The sequence below is a fragment of the Streptomyces sp. NPDC043876 genome, assembly GCF_056435825.1.
In genome coordinates, this window is sequence record NZ_JBWKDV010000014.1 from 104,998 (window position 1) to 121,140 (window position 16,143).

Here is a 16,143-nt window from a genome sequence, read left to right on the forward strand (position 1 = left end):
TGCCGCGGGAAGCCTAATGGGGTGGCCGGGTGGGCCGGCCCGTTACGGCGCCGGGTCCGCCGCGATCGCGTCCAGCGCCGCGCTGAGGCGTCGTAGCACCCGTACCGTCTCGTCGAAGGCGTCCTGGCCGCCCAGTTCGTGCAGCAGCCGCGCCGCCAGGTCCGCGTGGCCCGGTTGGATCCGGGCGATCGCCGCGCGCCCCTCGGCCGTGGGGCAGAGGAGTTTGGCGCGCCGGTGCGCCGGGTTGGGCGCGTACGCGGCGAGGCCCTGGCGGACCAGGAGGTCGGCGATGCGCTGGACGCTCTGGCGGGTGATGCCCATGGCCCGGGCGATCCCGGCGACCGGCAGCGGTTCGGGCAGCACGGCGCCCAGCACCTGCCACCAGGAGGCGGTGAGTCCGACGGGCGCGGCCAGTTCCTCGGAGACGGCGAGGAACTGGCCGTTCAGCCGGAAGACCGACAGCGCGGTGCCCGACAGGGCGTCCTGCGCGGCCCGGCTCACGCGTTGAGCTCCGCGTACGCGGCCGGGTCGGAGTCGTGGAAGAGCCGGTACCAGGCGTCGAGCCGGGCGCCCTCGAACGCGCCGAGCCTGCCGAGGACCTCGCGGGCGAAGGCCACCGGCTCGGTCGGTCCCGCGGTGACGAGGTCGCCCGCGGTGACGGCGTCGGTGTCGGCGTAGTGGGCGGCGCCCCGGTAGCCGGTCGCGGCGAGGTACTCGGGCGCGGCGCTGGTGTGGGCGCGGTCGTCGAGCAGCCCCTCGCGGGCGAGGCCCGCCGTGGCTCCGCAGATGGCGGCGACAGGGACGCCCGCGTTCAGGAAGGCCCGGGCGGCCTTGGCGAAGGCGGCCAGTCCGTCGCCCGCGTCCCAGAGGTCGGCTCCGGGCAGCAGGAGCAGGGCGCTGTCGGCGGGGCGGAGGTCGTCGAGCGCGAGGTCGGGGGTGATGCGGAGGCCGCCGGTGCTGCGGACGGGGTCCGTGGAGAGGCCGACCGTCCGCACCTCGTGGCCGGTGCGGGCCAGCCAGGCGGTGGCGTACCCGGTCTCCCAGTCGGCGAGGGTGTCGTAAACGGCGAGGTGCACGGTGCGGGTCATGGCGTCCTCCAGGTCACTGCCGGACTGTTGTCCCTATGACAGGATTCTGTCAATTCGACAGCTTACTGTCAATCGATTGCCGGGAAAACCAGGTACGGGACCCCAGCGAGATGAGCACGATCACTCAGGACGGGGTGGTGGCGCCGACCGGACGATGGTGATCACGCGCCCGCGCCCCGCGCCCGCGCCCCGCACCCCGTCCCGGAGGCTCCCTTGCTCAGCCGTACCGCCGCAGCGCTGATCCCCGTGTTCGGCAGGCTGTCCGTGACCGGGACGCTCGCGCACACCGGAGGCCCCGGCACGGTCCTGGTCGCCAACCACACGTCGCTCACCGACCCGGCCGTGGTGCTCGCCGCGCTGCACCGCCTCGGGGTCCGTCCGGTCGTCATGGCGACCGCGGGCCTCTGGCGCGTGCCGTGGCTCGGGCGCGCCCTCACCGGGGAGGGACACATACCGGTCGCGCGCGGCACGGCCCGCGCCTCGGCCGCCCTCGACGCGGCCGCCGAAGCGCTCGCGCAGGGGCGGGTGCTGCTGATGTACGCGGAGGGGTGCCTGCCCGCGCGCCGGGACGCTGCGGAATCGGCCCCCGGCCCCTTCCGCAGCGGACTGGCCCGGCTGACCGAACGCACCGGCGCCCTCGTCGTGCCGGTCGGTCAGGCGGGCTCGCGCCGGCTCTCGGCCGGCAGCACCGCCAAGCAGCTGGCGGGAGTGGCCACCGCGCCCCTGCGCCGCCCGTCGCTGCACGTGCACGTGGGCGCTCCCGTGCAGCTGACCGGCGACGTCACGGAACGCACCGCCCAGGCCCGCGCGGCGGTCATCACCGCCTGGCACACGGCGGCGGCGCTGGCAGCTGCCCCGGGCGCGGGGGAACGTTCGCGCGGGTGAGGACGGACAGGGTGAACGGACGGAGTGCGTCGGTGCGTTCCCACCCCGCCGGGTCCATGACCTCGCGCTGCTGGACGGACGCGACCGGATCCAGTCGGTGCTCGCGCAGGAGGGCGTCCATCTGCTCGACGCTCAGGAACGTCCGCCACGGCTCGCCCTGTCCGGCCGCCGCCGCCATGACCGCCTCCGCGTACGCCTGCCCCGCCTCATCGCGCAGGCCGGTCGGCAGCAGGTGCTCGACGACGAGCTCGGTGCCGGGGGCGAAGCCGCTGACGACGTCCAGCGTCTGCCCGATCGCCTCCGGGGTGAGGTACATCGTCACCCCGAGCCAGCTGACCAGGGCGGGCCGGCCGAGGTCGAAGCCCGCCGCCACCAGGTGGTGGGTCAGCGCCTGCGCGGACTCCCGCTCGAAGTCGAACGGGACGAAGGCCGTGGACGAGGGGACCTTGATCCCCGCCCTGGCCAGCAGCTCCCGCTTCCACTCCTGGGTCGCGGGCAGGTCGACCTCGTACGCATCGACGCGGGCGGCCAGTTCCGACCGGTAGGCGAACGAGTCCAGCCCCGCGCCGAGGATCACGTACTGGTCGACGCCCTCCTCGGCCAGCCGGGCCAGCAGGTCCTCCGTGTAGCGGCCGCGCGCCACGGCCGTCGTGCGCGCACCGGCCAGGACGGGGTGGGCGCCGTAGGACCGGTGGTAGCCGAGGAGTTCATCGGCGCGCTGCCCCAGGAGGGTGAGTGCCAGGGGATCGACGAAGACCGGCGGGTCGTCGTCGACGAGGAGATGCGCGGCACGCGCCGCGGCCGCCATGAGGGCTGTGGGGCTGGGCTGTCCATGGTTCTGCATGCGGTCAGACGGTACCGGTAGATTTTGACACAATATCACAAAAGCATCAATATCGGAAGTGCCCGCGGGTGATGATGCGATAACGAATTCAGCCCGGTCGGAAGCCGAAAGCCAGGACGGCGAAGACACTCAGAGCTCGTAACAGGATCTTGTTGAACGGTCCTGGTGGGGCGTGACTTGTGTGACGATCGGGCCGTTCGTGGTGTGTGACGACTCGACCGCGGATCGTGGATGACGACTTTTGGGCGCTGATCGAACCGTTGCTGCCACCCTGGCCGGAGCGGTCGCCAGGCCCGAAGCCGGTGGATGATCGGCGGTGTCTGCAGGGCATCCTGTTCGTCCTGCATCGGGACATCGCCTGGCAACTCCTGCCACTGGAGCTGGGGTTCGGCTCCGGACAGACCTGCTGGCGGCGGCTGGAGCGATGGCAGCAGGCCGGCGTCTTCGACCAGCTGCACCGCCTGCTGCTCGCCGAATTGAACGCGGCCGGCGAGCTCGACTGGTCACGCGCCTGCATGGACGGCTCCCATGTCCGCGCGAAAAAGGGGGAGCCGCGACCGGTCCGTCACCAGTCGACCGGCGCAAGACGGGCAGCAAACACCACCTGATCTGCGACGGACGCGGCACCCCACTGCACGTCATCACCACCGCAGCGAACGTCAACGACATCACCCAGACCCTCGCCCTGGTCGACGGCATCCAGCCGGTGGCCGGACGGCCTGGACACCCGCGGCGGCGCCCCGAATCCGTCCTGGGCGACAAGGCGTACGACTCGACGGCTGTGCGCCGCGAGCTGCGACGCCGACGCATCATGCCGGTGATCTCCCGCAGGGGCGCCCCGAACATCAAGGGCCTGGGCAAGCTCCGCTACGTCGTGGAGCAGAACTTCGCCCTGCTCCACCAGTTCAAACGCCTTGCTGTGCGCTGGGAAAGGCGCCTCGAACTCCACAACGCCTTCATCGCGTTGGCATGCAGCCTCATCTGCTGGCGCCGGATCAAGAAACCCCAACCATGATCGTGTTTCAGGCTCACACGACGCAGTTCGGAGCTCGAGGCAGCCTTGCAGATTCGTCAACGCATTGGTCGCCACCCGGAGTTGCCGCTCCCGGATCGGCCGCTGCCGGGTGTGGTGCCACCACACGCCGGACTGGGCACACTGATCTACTGGGCGGACACCTTGGTGAGCACCAGGGACCACGACCCATCCGGAAGGCTGAACGCTACCTTCCCTCCGCCGCGCGCGTAGAGCTGGACACCGGAGACCTCACCGATGCCACGCTCTTCGATGTCCAGGTAGACGAAGTCGCTGCCGCTGCTGTCGACGAACTCCCATTGGCCGTGGAAATCGGCGGGGTCGGAGTGCTCGTCCGTCGACAGATCAGTGGCGGTGAATGTGCCGTCGGAATCGAGCGTGATCTCGCCGCCGGTCTTGCCATTGCGGTACACGCCGGGAAGCTCGTCGGGGTCGACCGAGTTCGCACACCCTGAGACGAGTACCGAAGAAGCGGCCAGTACAGCGACGAACCACCGTCCGGCTATCCCCATCCTGCCCCCCTTGATCATCACGGCACCAGCGTAACGAACTGCCGAATCGCCACACTGGTCACCCCGACCAGGAAGCTTCAACAAGATCGTGTTACGAGCTCTCAGCACGATCAGCACGATCAGCACGAACAGCAGCTGACGCAGCCGCTCGGTCACCGCCCGCCCCTCGACCGGCCACGGGCCGACCGCGCGGCCGCGGCCGCCGTCGCGAGGACGCGGGCGGCGTCCGCCGCGAGCCGGTGCTCCCCACGGCCCCTGTCCGTCGGCCTGCACGCCGGGTCCCCGTAGGGATGAGTGTGCTGATCGGGGCGGGCGCCGGAGCCGCCGTCCACCGTGACGGTCTCGGCCGCCCCCTCGATCGTACGGTCGCACCTCGCGCAGAGGGGGGCGCCGGTCACCGGGTCCCCGCCGGGCTCTGTGCGTGCTCCTCCAGCGCCCGGAGCAGGGTGCGCAGGGCGCGGGCCACGGCGCGGCAGTAGCTCCACCGGGTGCTGTCCGTGATGCCGCGCGGCGGGTCGGTGACGAGGTACGACCAGTCGGAGAGACCGCCGGTCGCCCGCAGGGACCGCCGGGGCTCCGGGACGGCGAGCACCGCGCCGTGCAACGCCCAGCCGTAACGGGTCAGTTGTTCCAGCAGCCGCCGCACCTCCTCGGCCGAGGGCCGCTCCGCGTACGGAACGAGAGCCCGGGCGACCAGCTCCGCGGCGGCGGCCCGTACGGGGTCGTGCGTCTGCTCCATGGCGGGGTTCCTGCCCCCCGGCGGCTCACCCGGCCATGCCCAGTTCCCGGGCGAGGGAGCGGGCGTCGTCCCGGACCGCGCGCGGGCCCGTCCTGGCCAGTTCGGGCAGGACCATGCGCGCGTGCATGTTGAAGCGAACCGTCTCGGGCGAGGTGGAGCTGGCCTTCTGCAACAGGGCGACGGCGGCCACGCCCTCACCGCGCAGGCCATGGGCCCGCGCCATCTCGATCAGGTGGTAGGAGCGGCGGGTCCGGGAGGGGAGCGTGCCGAGGTCCAGGGCCGCCGCGACCTCCAGGGCCTTGCCGGGCTGGACCAGGTCGTTGTGCATCGTGAGGGCGTACGCGTCCACCACGCCCCGGCCGAAGATCAGCCACGGGTGTGCGTAGTCCTCGCCGAGGCGTCCGGCGGCGTCGTTCGCACGGTCCCAGTAGCGCCAGGCGAGCCCGGCGCGGCCGACCTTCGCGAAGCTGAGGGCCACGGCGAGCTGGAGAAGGCCCCAGCGGGCGAGTTCCTCTTCATCGTCCTGGCGGAGCAACGAGGCGGCCTGCTCGGCGAGTTCGACGCGGGCATCGGCTGCGTCGTTGGCATCGCGGTAGAAGTGGTTCATGTACCAGGCGGCGCCCGCGATGGCGCGCGGGCTGTCGGCGTCCTGTGCGGCGGTCATCGACCGGTCACCGGTCATCATGACGAGTTCCGGCGCCGGCTGGAACGCGAGGAAGAGCTGTGCCAGGTGGTAGGTCTGGGCCTGAGCGACGAGGGCTTGCCGACGGTGCACGCCCTCGAGGGCCCGGGCCGCGTGCCCGGTGTCGGAGAGCAGGTCCGGCAGCAGGGCGGCGACGCGGGAGCGGTGGTCGCCCTCGCCGTGCCACAGCTTCCAGGCCTGCCGCACGCGTGCGTGCAGGATCTCGGCGGACTGCGGCTCGGCTTCGGCGGGCGTGAGCCGGTACGTGGTCAGCGCCCGCTTCACGGCGGGCAGTGTGGCGTGCGCGGACTTCGTGTACGTGGCGGCGGCGATCCGGTCGTCACCGTTGAGGTCGGCGACATCGCACTCGTAGAGGGCGGCGAGGCGGATGAGCATGGGCAGCCGGGGCATCCCGATGGCGCCCGACTCGATGCCTTTGATCCATTCCGGGGAGCGGCCCACCAGGCCCCCCGCGACGGGTCTGGTCAGACCCGCCCGGTCCCGGGCCGTGCGGGCGCGCTGGGCGAACGTCTGAGGGGCGGGTGTCTGCCGGTCGGGTGCGGGGCCGTGCTGCTCGTGCATGCGGGACTCCGTTCTGGCCTGGACACCCAGAACGCTACTCCCCTTCCCCGCGCGGGAGACGGCGTCGGCAACCCGCACCGGTCCCGCATGGGACCCCGGTTCCCGCCCACGGTTCCAGCAAGTCTCCAAGACCTCTTGAGGGGGCGGGGCGACGGTGGCTGGATCCGGCCTTCAGACCTGGAGGATCCACATGACCATGGCTCCCGAAGCCCCGCCCATACCGGTTCTGGACCGAGCCGCCGAACTGGCCGAGATCAAAGCCCAGGCCTTCGCCGGGCCCGACGAGCGGGCCACCGAGCGCCAGCACGCCAAGGGCAAGCTGACCGCGCGCGAGCGCATCGACCTGCTGCTCGACCCGGGTTCCTTCCAGGAGGTCGAGGCCCTGCGGCGGCACCGCGCGACCGGGTTCGGGCTGGAGGACAAGAAGCCCTACGGCGACGGCGTGATCACCGGCTGGGGCACGGTCGACGGACGCACCGTCTTCGTCTACGCGCACGACTTCCGCGTCTTCGGCGGCGCCCTGGGCGAGGCCCACGCCGAGAAGATCCACAAGGTGATGGACCTCGCCGAGGCGGCCGGAGCCCCGCTGGTCTCGCTCAACGACGGCGCGGGGGCCCGTATCCAGGAGGGCGTCAGCGCGCTCGCCGGATACGGCGGCATCTTCCAGCGCAACACCCGCGCCTCCGGCGTGATCCCGCAGATCTCCGTGATGCTCGGCCCCTGCGCGGGCGGCGCCGCCTACAGCCCGGCCCTGACCGACTTCGTCTTCATGGTCCGCGAGACCTCGCAGATGTTCATCACCGGCCCGGACGTGGTCCGCGCGGTCACCGGCGAGGAGATCACCCAGAACGGCCTCGGCGGCGCCGACGTGCACGCCTCCGTCTCCGGCGTGGCCGCCTTCGCCTACGACGACGAGGAGGGCTGCCTGGAGGACGTGCGCCACCTGCTCTCGCTGCTGCCCTCCAACAACCGCGAGAGCGCCCCCCGCGAGGCCTGCGACGACCCGGCCGACCGGACCAACGACGCGCTGGAGCACATCGTTCCGGCCAACCCGCAGCAGGCGTACGACATCCGCAAGGTCATCGAGGAGACCGTCGACCACGGCGAGTACTTCGAGGTCCAGCCCGCCTGGGCGCAGAACATCGTCTGCGCGCTCGCCCGGCTCGACGGCCACGTCGTCGGCTTCGTCGCCAACCAGCCCGCCGCCCTCGCCGGCGTCCTGGACATCCACGCCTCCGAGAAGGCCGCGCGCTTCGTGCAGTTCTGCGACGCGTTCTCGATCCCGCTGGTCACCCTCGTCGACGTGCCCGGCTTCCTGCCCGGCGTCGACCAGGAGCACAACGGCATCATCCGGCACGGCGCCAAGCTCCTGTACGCCTACTGCAACGCCACCGTCCCCCGGATCTCGCTCGTGCTGCGCAAGGCCTACGGCGGCGCGTACATCGTCATGGACTCGCGCTCCATCGGCGCCGACCTGGCGCTCGCCTGGCCCACCAACGAGATCGCGGTGATGGGCGCCGAGGGCGCCGCCAACGTCATCTTCCGGCGCGAGATCGCGGCCGCCGACGATCCGGCGGGGATGCGCGCGCAGAAGATCAAGGAGTACACGACCGAGCTGATGCACCCGTACTACGCGGCCGAACGCGGCCTCGTCGACGACGTCATCAACCCGCAGGAGACCCGCGCCGTCCTCATCCGATCGCTGTCGATGCTCCGGTCCAAGTACGCCGACCTGCCCGCCCGCAAGCACGGGAACCCGCCGGTATGACCGCCGGGGAGCAGGGAAGCCGGGGGCAGGGGAGCGCGGAGCGGGGGAGCCCGCTCTGGCGGGTGGTCAAGGGCCGCCCCGACGCGGCGGAGACGGCGGCCGTGGCCGTGGTGCTGGCACTGCTGGCGGGACGGCAGGGGGCGCCGGCCGAGGCGGAGGCGGTGCGCGCCGAACCCGTCGGCTGGGGGCGCGCCAGGATGGGGGCGTTCCGGCCGGCGGGCACCTGGCGTACGGGCTGAACCGCCCGTCGCCCAGGGACCGGGCCGTCCACATCCGGAGGGGGACCGATCACATCGGGGATCTTCCGTCCGTGAGGGCGGGGGTGTCGTTATCTTGGGGCGTCCGCCGACCGGCACCCCGGCGAACGGGGGCCCGGAGCCGCCGTTCGCGCACGCGGCCGGACACCTCTGGTCCCGCCTCACCCCCTCCGGAGGGCCCCGCGTGCTCACCGTCCTGATCACCGGCGCCTCCGGCTTCATCGGCGGGCACGTGACCCGCGAGGCGGCGCGCCGGGGCCTCGACCTGAGACTGCTCACGCACAGCCGCCCGCCGGCGGTCGCCGTCCCCGGCGCCCGTACCGTACGGGCCGACCTCGCCGACCCCGGTTCGCTGCGCGGGATCTGCGACGGAGCGGACGTCCTGCTGCACTGCGCCTCGCGGATCGGCGGCGCCCCCGAGGCCAACGAGGCGGTCAACGCCCGCGGCACCGCCGCCCTGCTGGCCGAGGCCCGCCGGGCCGGAGTGCCGCGCGTCGTGTACCTGAGCACGGCCTCCGTGTACGGGCGCGGCACCTTCCGGGGCGAGCGCCCCGAGCGGATGGCCCGCAATCCGGGCTCGCCCACCTCGCTGACCCGGGCCGCCGCCGAGGACGCGGTCATCGCCGCGGGCGGGACCGTCCTGCGCCCCCACCTCGTCTACGGCGAGGGCGACACCTGGGTCGTGCCGGGGGCGCTGCGGATCCTGCGCGCCCTGCCGGGCACGGTGGAGGGCTGGCCCGCGCTGCTGTCCGCCGTCTCCGTGGCGGACCTCGCCCGGCTGCTGCTGGGGGCGGCGCTGGCCCCCGCGCGCGACCTGACGGCCTCCGTCTACCACGCGGCCCATCCCGCCCCCGTCACCGCCGGTGCCTTCCTGCGCGCGGTGGCCGCGGCCGCCGGACTGCCCTGGCCGGACCGGGACCTGACCCTCGCGCAGGCCCGGGCCGCGCTGGCCGGGCACGGCCAGTCCCCGCACGGGCTGGAGATGCTGACCACCGACCACTGGTTCGACAGCGCGCAGCTCTGGGCGGACCTGCGCACGGATCCCGGTCCGGGCTTCGACGGGAGCGGCCTCGCCCCCGGTCCGGGCGGTTCCAGCGAAACAACAGCGTGAGGCGGAAGGCTGGGGCGCACGGTGCCGGGGCGCGAGACGCGAGGCAGGCGTCGCCCGGCAACGGCCCGAAGGAACAAGACCCGGCCGCGCGCTCCGGCGGATCCTCCGGGGTCTTCCCCGCACCCTCGAACCGCGCCGCCCGCCGTAGTATTTTCGGCCCCGTTCCGCAGGTCGGACGGTACGCCGGCGCCGTGAGGGCGCGCGGTACCCTCCGGCTGGGACCGCACCCCGAACAGCCGATTCCGGTTCGCGGGAGGTGACGGCACGTCGGACGAACGCCGCACCGCCGCCCCGCGCGCACCACACCCCCGAGGAGGACGAGCCCGTGAAGGACCCCAAGGACTCGAAGGCCAGGCTGGACGCGCTGCGCGCGGACATCGAACGCCGCAACCCGGCCCAGCCCGAGTTCCACCAGGCGGTGCGAGAGGTACTGGAGACCCTCGCCCCCGTCTTCGCCGCGCGCCCCGAATACGCGGTGCCGGGACTCGTCGAGCGGCTCTGCGAGCCCGAGCGGCAGATCATCTTCCGGGTGCCGTGGACGGACGACCACGGCCACGTCCAGGTGAACCGCGGCTACCGCGTCGAGTTCAACAGCGCGCTCGGCCCGTACAAGGGCGGCCTGCGGTTCCACCCGTCCGTCGACATCGGCGTGGTGAAGTTCCTCGGCTTCGAGCAGATCTTCAAGAACGCCCTCACGGGCCTCGGCATCGGCGGCGGCAAGGGCGGCAGCGACTTCGACCCGCGCGGCCGCTCCGACGCCGAAGTGATGCGCTTCTGCCAGTCGTTCATGACCGAGCTCCAGCGCCACATCGGCGAGCACACCGACGTGCCCGCCGGTGACATCGGTGTCGGCGGCCGCGAGATCGGCTACCTCTTCGGCCAGTACCGCCGGATCACCAACCGCTGGGAGGCCGGTGTCCTCACCGGCAAGGGCCGCGGCTGGGGCGGCTCCGCGATCCGCCCCGAGGCCACCGGCTACGGCGCGGTGCTCTTCGCCGCCGAGATGCTGAAGCTGAAGGGCATCGGCCTCGAAGGCCGCAGCGCCGTCGTCTCCGGCTCCGGCAACGTCGCGATCTACACGATCGAGAAGCTGCTGGGGCTCGGCGCCCACCCGCTGACCTGCTCCGACTCCCAGGGCTACGTGATCGACGAGAAGGGCGTCGACGTCGAACTGCTCAAGCAGATCAAGGAAGTCGAGCGCGGCCGCGTCAGCGACTACGCCGCCCGCCGCGGCGGCTCGGCCCGCTACGTGCCCGGCGGCCGGGTCTGGGAGGTGCCCGCGGAGGTCGCGTTCCCCTCGGCCACCCAGAACGAGCTGGACGCCCAGGACGCGCGCAGCCTGATCGCGGGCGGCGTCAGGGCCGTGTCCGAGGGCGCCAACATGCCCACCACCCCGGAAGCGGTCCGCATCCTGCAAGAGGCCGGCGTCGCCTTCGGCCCGGGCAAGGCCGCCAACGCGGGCGGCGTCGCCGTCAGCGCCCTGGAGATGAGCCAGAACGCCGCCCGCGTCTCCTGGACCGCGGAGCGCGTGGAGCAGGAACTGGCCGGGATCATGCGGGACATCCACACGGTCTGCCACGAGACCGCGGAGCGCTACGGCGCCCCCGGCGACTACGTGACGGGCGCCAACATCGCGGGCTTCGAGCGCGTCGCGGACGCGATGCTGGCCCAGGGCGTCATCTGATCGGACCGGTACCGCTACCGGTACCGGTGTGGCGGGCGGGGACGGCCGGACGGGAGGTTCCGCCCGTCCGTCCCCGCCGGCCGTCTGACACCCTGGGACCCAGTCGACGTCGACGACGAACAGGGGACCCCCGGTGCTGCTCACGGCCTTGCACGGCAACCACGGAGACCGCGCGGATGCGGTCACCATCGCCGGCCGCTCCACCTCGTACGAGGACCTGCTCGGCGCGGCCCGCGCGGTCGCCGCCGACGTGGCCGGGGCGCCCGCCTTCGCGGTGACCGCCACCGCCTCCCTGGAGACCGTCGCCGCCGTGGTCGGCGGGCTGCTCGCCGGGGTGCCGGTCGTCCCCCTGCCGCCGGACGCCGGGCCCGCCGAGCGCGAGCACATCCTGCGCGACTCCGGCGCCGTCCTCGTCGAGGCCGACTTCGCCCGCCGGGCCGCCGCGAGCGCCGACACCGGCGGCGCGCGCCCCGGGGACCCCGCCCTGATCCTCTACACCTCGGGCACCACCGGCGCCCCCAAGGGCGTCGTCCACACCGGCGAGGCCCTCGCCGCCGGACTGGACGCCCTCGCCGACGCCTGGCAGTGGACCGCCGGGGACACGCTGGTCCACGGGCTGCCGCTGTTCCACGTGCACGGCCTGGTCCTCGGCGTCCTGGGCGCCCTGCGCACCGGCAGCCGCCTGGTCCACACCGGCCGCCCCACCCCGCAGGCCTACGCCGCCGCGGGCGGCAGCCTCTACTTCGGCGTCCCCACCGTCTGGTCCCGGATCGCCGCCGACCCGGCCGCCGCCGCGGGCCTCGCCGGAGCCCGGCTGCTCGTCTCGGGCAGCGCGCCCCTGCCCACCCCCGTCTTCGGGGCGCTGGAGCGGCTCACCGGCCACGCGCCGCTGGAGCGCTACGGCATGACCGAGACCCTGATCACGCTCAGCGCCCGGGCCGACGCCGCGCCCCGCCCCGGTACGGTCGGCACGCCGGTCGCGGGGGTCCGTACCCGGATCGCCGCCGAGCCCGGGGCCGACATCGGCGAACTCCAGCTCACCGGGCCCACCCTGTTCAGCGGCTACCTCGGCCGCCCCGAGGCCACGGCCGCCTCGTACACCGAGGACGGGTGGTTCCGTACGGGCGACATCGCGGCCATCGACGCGGACGGCCTCCACCGGATCGTCGGCCGGGCCTCCATCGACATGATCAAGTCGGGCGGCTACCGGATCGGCGCGGGCGAGGTCGAGAACGCGCTCCTGGACCACCCGGCCGTCAGCGAGGCCGCCGTGGTCGGCGTCCCCGACGCGGACCTCGGCCAGCGGATCGTGGCCTTCGTCGTCGCCGAGGGGGTCGGCGCGGCCGAACTGACCGACTTCGTCGCCGCCCACCTCTCGGTGCACAAACGCCCGCGCGAGGTGCGGTTCGTGGCATCGCTGCCGCGCAACGCCATGGGCAAGCCCCAGAAGCGGCTGCTGCTCTCCCCGGAGGAGCGCTGAACCGCCGCGCGGGCGGGGAGCGTTAACGGCGTTAACGCCGTTAACGCTCAGCTCCGTCCCGCGAGCAGCGGGTCGTGGACGTCGCACGGGGGCCGCACCTTCGGCAGCCGGTAGGCGATCCGGTCCCGCAACCGGCCCGTCCACGGCTCCTCCGGCGAGCGCCGCCTGACCAGGAAGTGCCGGCTCCGGCCCGCCCGCAGGTGGGTGCGGTACTCCTCGACCAGCGCCGCCGGTTCGCCCAGCCAGTCCCGCATCCGGTCCTCCACCAGGCAGAAGCCGCAGCGGTCCGGGGCCCGCAAGTGGTGCAGCCTGCCCTCCGGCCTGGCGTCGTCGCTGAAGGCCGTCACGGCGAGGGTGCCGTTGTAGAGCACGCACAGCCCCAGCACCTGCGGCTCCCGGGCGCTCCCCACCTGGTCCACGATCTCCGCGTAGCGGGCGTCGTCGATGAAGGCGATCCGCCCGAGCAGGGCCCGCGCCGCGGCCAGCGCGCTGAACACCGCGCACACCAGCGAGAACGCGCCCACCACCGGCACCGACCAGGACGGCCCGGTCTCGGCCAGCGTCCAGAGCAGCCCCGCGTTGAACACGGCCATGACCAGCACGGCCACCCGCAGCCCGACCCCGGTGGTGCGCACCGTCCGGTACGCCAGCCCGAGGAAGGCGGCCACCAGCACCGGCTCCACCACGTCGAACGCCCTCACGCCGGCCACCCCGCGGCCCGATGCGTCGCCTGACCCGCCACGTGACCCCCCGTCACCGGACCGGATGCCAAGGATTGCGCAGCGGCCGCCGCCCGTCGAGAGGGCGTGCCCCCGGACCACGGGGCCCGGCACCTCCTTGGCATGCTGTTCCGATGGACCACGAGGACGCGGCGTTCGTCTGCCGCCACGAAGGCCCGCACGGGCGCAGCGCGCTGACGGTCGAGGGCGCGGGCGAGGCGTGGCTGCTGCGCGCCGAGTCGCCGTTCGGTACGGAGACCATCCGCTTCGACGGTGCGGAGCAGGTGCGGGGCTTCGCGCGGGCGGTGCTCGGCCTGCCGCCGCGGGCGGAGCCGTACGAGTACGAGCTGGAGCTCTCGCGCACGGACGACGCGGGCCGCACCCACCTCGCGACGCTGCTGATCGGGCGGGAGTCGTCCGACGGGTTCCAGCCGTACATCCAGTACCAGTCGTTCTACGAGACCGGCGCGGCCACCGGGCTCGGCATGTCGGTGGACTGCGAGGAGCTGGACGCCGAGCGGCTGCACGCCGAGGCCCGCGGGCTGCTGCGGGCCTGCCCGGAACCGGACCGGGCGCAACCTTCGCCCGGGGCCTGACCCCGCCCGATTCCTCCATCCTTCTTCCGGTGCGCCCCGAGTGCCCTCCGCGAACGTCATGACGTCAGCACGAGCATGGGAGGGCGCCCGATGAAGGCACAGCCGACGGCGACGAACAGAGCCCCCGAGCGGCCCGTGGCCCTGGTCACCGGGGCGACCAGCGGGATCGGCCTGGCCATCGCACGCGACCTGGGCGCCCGCGGCCACCGGGTGTTCCTCTGCGCGCGCACGGAGACGGCCGTCAAGCAGACCGTCCAGGACCTGCGGGCCGAGGGTCTGGAGGTGGAGGGCGCGGCGGCCGACGTGCGCGACCGCGCGTCGGTGGCGGCCCTGGTCGCATCGGCGGGCCGCGCCTTCGACGCTCCGGTCTCCGTCCTGGTCAACAACGTGGGCCGCAGCGGCGGCGGCGCGACCGCCGACCTCACCGACGAGCTGTGGCACGAGGTCATCGACACCAACCTCAACAGCGTCTTCCTGGTCACCCGCGAGGTGCTCGGCCCGGGCGGGCTCGGCGCCGCCCACTGGGGCCGGATCATCAACATCGCCTCCACCGCGGGCAAGCAGGGCGTGCTGCTCGGCGCCCCCTACTCCGCCGCCAAGCACGCCGTCGTCGGCTTCACGAAGGCGCTGGGCAAGGAGCTGGCCCCGCAGGGCGTCACCGTCAACGCGGTCTGCCCCGGCTACGTCGAGACGCCCACCGCGGCCCTGGTGCGCAGCGGGTACGCGCAGGTGTGGGACACCACCGAGGAGTACGTGCAGGAGCAGTTCGAGGCGCGGATACCGCTGGGGCGCTACTCCACGCCCGAGGAAGTGGCCGGGCTCGTCGGGTACCTGACCACCGACCTCGCCGCGTCGATCACGGCGCAGGCGCTCAACGTGTGCGGCGGGCTGGGGAACGTCTGAACCGCCCGCAGGTCCGGTTGCGTGCGCGTGAGGCGTCCGGCGGGAATCCCCGCCGGACGCCTCGGCGCGTCCGGGTCCGCCGCGCCTCGCAGCACGCGCCTCACAGCACGGTGGGCGAGCCCGAGACCTCCCACACGACGGCCCACGGCGCGATCCCCGAGGCCTTCCACGCCGCCGGCACCCGCTCCTCCACCGGTTCGTCCGCCAGCAGGACGTGCCGCAGCGCGGGCAGCGTCGTGCCCCGTGCGGCGGCGCCGGTGAGCCGCGCCAGCCCCGACGGCAGCTGCGTCAGCACCGTCACCTGCTCGTCCTCCAGCAGTTCGGCGAACTCGCGCGCGTCCGCACCGGTGTCCCGGTCGACGATCACCGCGAGCCCGCCCGAGAGCAGCGGCCCCCAGATCTCCCGCATGCCCAGGTCCAGGCTCAGCGAGTGGAAGGCGGTCCACACCTCCTGCGGCCCCGCCTCCAGCAGCGGGACGATGCTGTCCACCCAGGACAGCACCTCCCCGTGCGTGACCGGCGCCACGGACAGCGCCCGGCCGGGGTGCCCGCCCGAGGGGAGCGCCAGGAAGGCGGCCTCCTGCGGCAGTTCACGGCGTACCGCGGTGCTCTGCGGACGGGCCGCGATGACGAACGGACCGGCCTTGGCCAGCGGGATCTCGTCGCGCAGCAGCCCGCTGTCCGAAAGGACGAGCGAGGCCCCGGCGTCCCGCATCAGGAACTCCTGGAGCCCCGCGTTGTGCCCGGGCTCCAGCGGGAGTACGGCCGCTCCCGAGCGCAGCGCGCCCACGACGGCGCCCGCGGACATGCACGAGCGCCGGGCGCGCACGGCGACCGCGAGCCCCGGGCCCGTACGCCCCGACAGCTTGCGCGCGATCTCGTCCGCGAGCCAGTCCAGTTCGAGGTACGTCGCCTGCTCCTCCGCGTCGCGCGCGGCGATCCTGACGGGGTGGCGGGCGGCCGCGGCCGCGAAGCGGATGTCGATGCGGTCCCGGCGCACGGGCGGTTCTCCGGCCGGGTCGAGCCCGATCCGGCCGAGCAGACCGCCCAGGTCGGCGGACAACTGGTCGAGCTCCGGATGCTCCGGAGTGGGGTTCATGCGGCCTCCCGGACCTCGCTGCGGTCTTCCACGGCCCGATGGTGTCGGCGCGGACCGGAGGATCGCTCAAGTCCCGCCGTACAGAACGCGTCCAGGCCGGGCGGAGGCCCGCCGCACGCGCGCCGGGGACCGGCCGGAACCGCGGCCGGGGCGCACCGGAG

Annotated in this window: 17 protein-coding genes; 9 read left to right on the forward strand and 8 right to left on the reverse strand. The window is 73.6% G+C overall.

The genetic code is table 11. The features are described from left to right. Positions 1-42: 42 nt before the first annotated feature. A complete protein-coding gene (locus AC0693_RS33655; protein WP_469337049.1) occupies positions 43-501 on the reverse strand; it encodes a MarR family winged helix-turn-helix transcriptional regulator in 459 nt (152 codons plus the stop codon). After that, entirely contained in the window at positions 498-1,088 is a 591-nt protein-coding gene (locus AC0693_RS33660) for a DJ-1/PfpI family protein (protein ID WP_478803874.1), read from the reverse strand. Before AC0693_RS33660 ends, AC0693_RS33655 begins: the two co-directional genes overlap by 4 nt. Before the next feature lie 213 nt (positions 1,089-1,301). On the opposite strand from AC0693_RS33660, the gene AC0693_RS33665 reads away from it, so the two are divergent. Beyond that, the gene (locus AC0693_RS33665) at positions 1,302-1,973 is read left to right on the forward strand and encodes a lysophospholipid acyltransferase family protein (protein WP_478803875.1); all 672 of its coding nucleotides are present in this window, start codon (positions 1,302-1,304) and stop codon (positions 1,971-1,973) included. On the opposite strand, the gene AC0693_RS33670 is transcribed toward AC0693_RS33665, so the two are convergent. Next, positions 1,906-2,817, reverse strand: a complete 912-nt coding sequence (locus AC0693_RS33670) for a class I SAM-dependent methyltransferase (protein ID WP_478803876.1) — start codon at positions 2,815-2,817, stop codon at positions 1,906-1,908. The two genes, AC0693_RS33665 and AC0693_RS33670, sit on opposite strands and share 68 nt — an antisense overlap. Positions 2,818-3,023: 206 nt before the next feature. Between AC0693_RS33670 and AC0693_RS33675 the strand changes: the two genes are divergently transcribed. Beyond that, positions 3,024-3,832, forward strand: a protein-coding gene (locus AC0693_RS33675) for an IS5 family transposase (protein ID WP_478803877.1) whose coding sequence is annotated in 2 segments (ribosomal slippage) — positions 3,024-3,341 and positions 3,344-3,832 — 807 coding nt in all. Because the reading frame shifts where the segments join, the coding sequence is not laid out codon by codon here. Positions 3,833-3,978: 146 nt separating this feature from the next. On the opposite strand, the gene AC0693_RS33680 is transcribed toward AC0693_RS33675, so the two are convergent. The 3 genes from AC0693_RS33680 to AC0693_RS33690 all read right to left on the reverse strand — a co-directional run bounded on the left by AC0693_RS33680 (position 3,979) and on the right by AC0693_RS33690 (position 6,365). Further along, positions 3,979-4,518 (reverse strand): hypothetical protein, encoded by a 540-nt coding sequence (locus AC0693_RS33680; RefSeq protein WP_478803878.1) that lies wholly within the window; start codon positions 4,516-4,518, stop codon positions 3,979-3,981. Positions 4,519-4,756: 238 nt separating this feature from the next. Next, positions 4,757-5,101 carry a hypothetical protein gene (locus tag AC0693_RS33685; RefSeq protein ID WP_478803879.1) on the reverse strand — a complete coding sequence of 115 codons (345 nt, stop codon included), beginning with the start codon at positions 5,099-5,101 and terminating at the stop codon, positions 4,757-4,759. Positions 5,102-5,126: 25 nt separating this feature from the next. Next, positions 5,127-6,365: a helix-turn-helix domain-containing protein gene (locus tag AC0693_RS33690; RefSeq protein WP_478803880.1), complete on the reverse strand. Its 1,239-nt coding sequence runs from the start codon at positions 6,363-6,365 to the stop codon at positions 5,127-5,129. A gap of 190 nt (positions 6,366-6,555) precedes the next feature. Between AC0693_RS33690 and AC0693_RS33695 the strand changes: the two genes are divergently transcribed. The 5 genes from AC0693_RS33695 (at position 6,556) to AC0693_RS33715 (ending at position 12,665) form a co-directional block, all read left to right on the forward strand. Then, the gene (locus tag AC0693_RS33695) at positions 6,556-8,133 is read left to right on the forward strand and encodes an acyl-CoA carboxylase subunit beta (protein ID WP_468470725.1); all 1,578 of its coding nucleotides are present in this window, start codon (positions 6,556-6,558) and stop codon (positions 8,131-8,133) included. Continuing rightward, positions 8,130-8,372 carry an acyl-CoA carboxylase epsilon subunit gene (locus AC0693_RS33700; protein ID WP_478742158.1) on the forward strand — a complete coding sequence of 81 codons (243 nt, stop codon included), beginning with the start codon at positions 8,130-8,132 and terminating at the stop codon, positions 8,370-8,372. Before AC0693_RS33695 ends, AC0693_RS33700 begins: the two co-directional genes overlap by 4 nt. A 202-nt stretch (positions 8,373-8,574) precedes the next feature. Beyond that, entirely contained in the window at positions 8,575-9,501 is a 927-nt protein-coding gene (locus AC0693_RS33705; RefSeq protein ID WP_478803881.1) for an NAD-dependent epimerase/dehydratase family protein, read from the forward strand. A gap of 325 nt (positions 9,502-9,826) precedes the next feature. Further along, the gene (gene gdhA / locus AC0693_RS33710) at positions 9,827-11,185 is read left to right on the forward strand and encodes an NADP-specific glutamate dehydrogenase (RefSeq protein WP_356407681.1); all 1,359 of its coding nucleotides are present in this window, start codon (positions 9,827-9,829) and stop codon (positions 11,183-11,185) included. A 136-nt stretch (positions 11,186-11,321) separates the two neighbouring features. Next, positions 11,322-12,665 (forward strand): AMP-binding protein, encoded by a 1,344-nt coding sequence (locus tag AC0693_RS33715; RefSeq protein WP_478803931.1) that lies wholly within the window; start codon positions 11,322-11,324, stop codon positions 12,663-12,665. Positions 12,666-12,712: 47 nt separating this feature from the next. Here AC0693_RS33715 and AC0693_RS33720 read toward each other — a convergent pair whose 3' ends face one another. Further along, positions 12,713-13,366 carry a hypothetical protein gene (locus AC0693_RS33720; protein WP_478803882.1) on the reverse strand — a complete coding sequence of 218 codons (654 nt, stop codon included), beginning with the start codon at positions 13,364-13,366 and terminating at the stop codon, positions 12,713-12,715. 152 nt (positions 13,367-13,518) lie between these two features. On the opposite strand from AC0693_RS33720, the gene AC0693_RS33725 reads away from it, so the two are divergent. Next, positions 13,519-13,980, forward strand: coding sequence for a hypothetical protein (locus AC0693_RS33725; protein ID WP_469337032.1), 462 nt, complete (start codon positions 13,519-13,521; stop codon positions 13,978-13,980). Positions 13,981-14,070: 90 nt separating this feature from the next. After that, positions 14,071-14,883, forward strand: coding sequence for an SDR family NAD(P)-dependent oxidoreductase (locus AC0693_RS33730; protein WP_356407543.1), 813 nt, complete (start codon positions 14,071-14,073; stop codon positions 14,881-14,883). A 100-nt stretch (positions 14,884-14,983) separates the two neighbouring features. Here AC0693_RS33730 and AC0693_RS33735 read toward each other — a convergent pair whose 3' ends face one another. Beyond that, entirely contained in the window at positions 14,984-15,982 is a 999-nt protein-coding gene (locus tag AC0693_RS33735) for an AMP-binding protein (RefSeq protein WP_478803883.1), read from the reverse strand. Between the last annotated feature and the right edge of the window lie 161 nt (positions 15,983-16,143).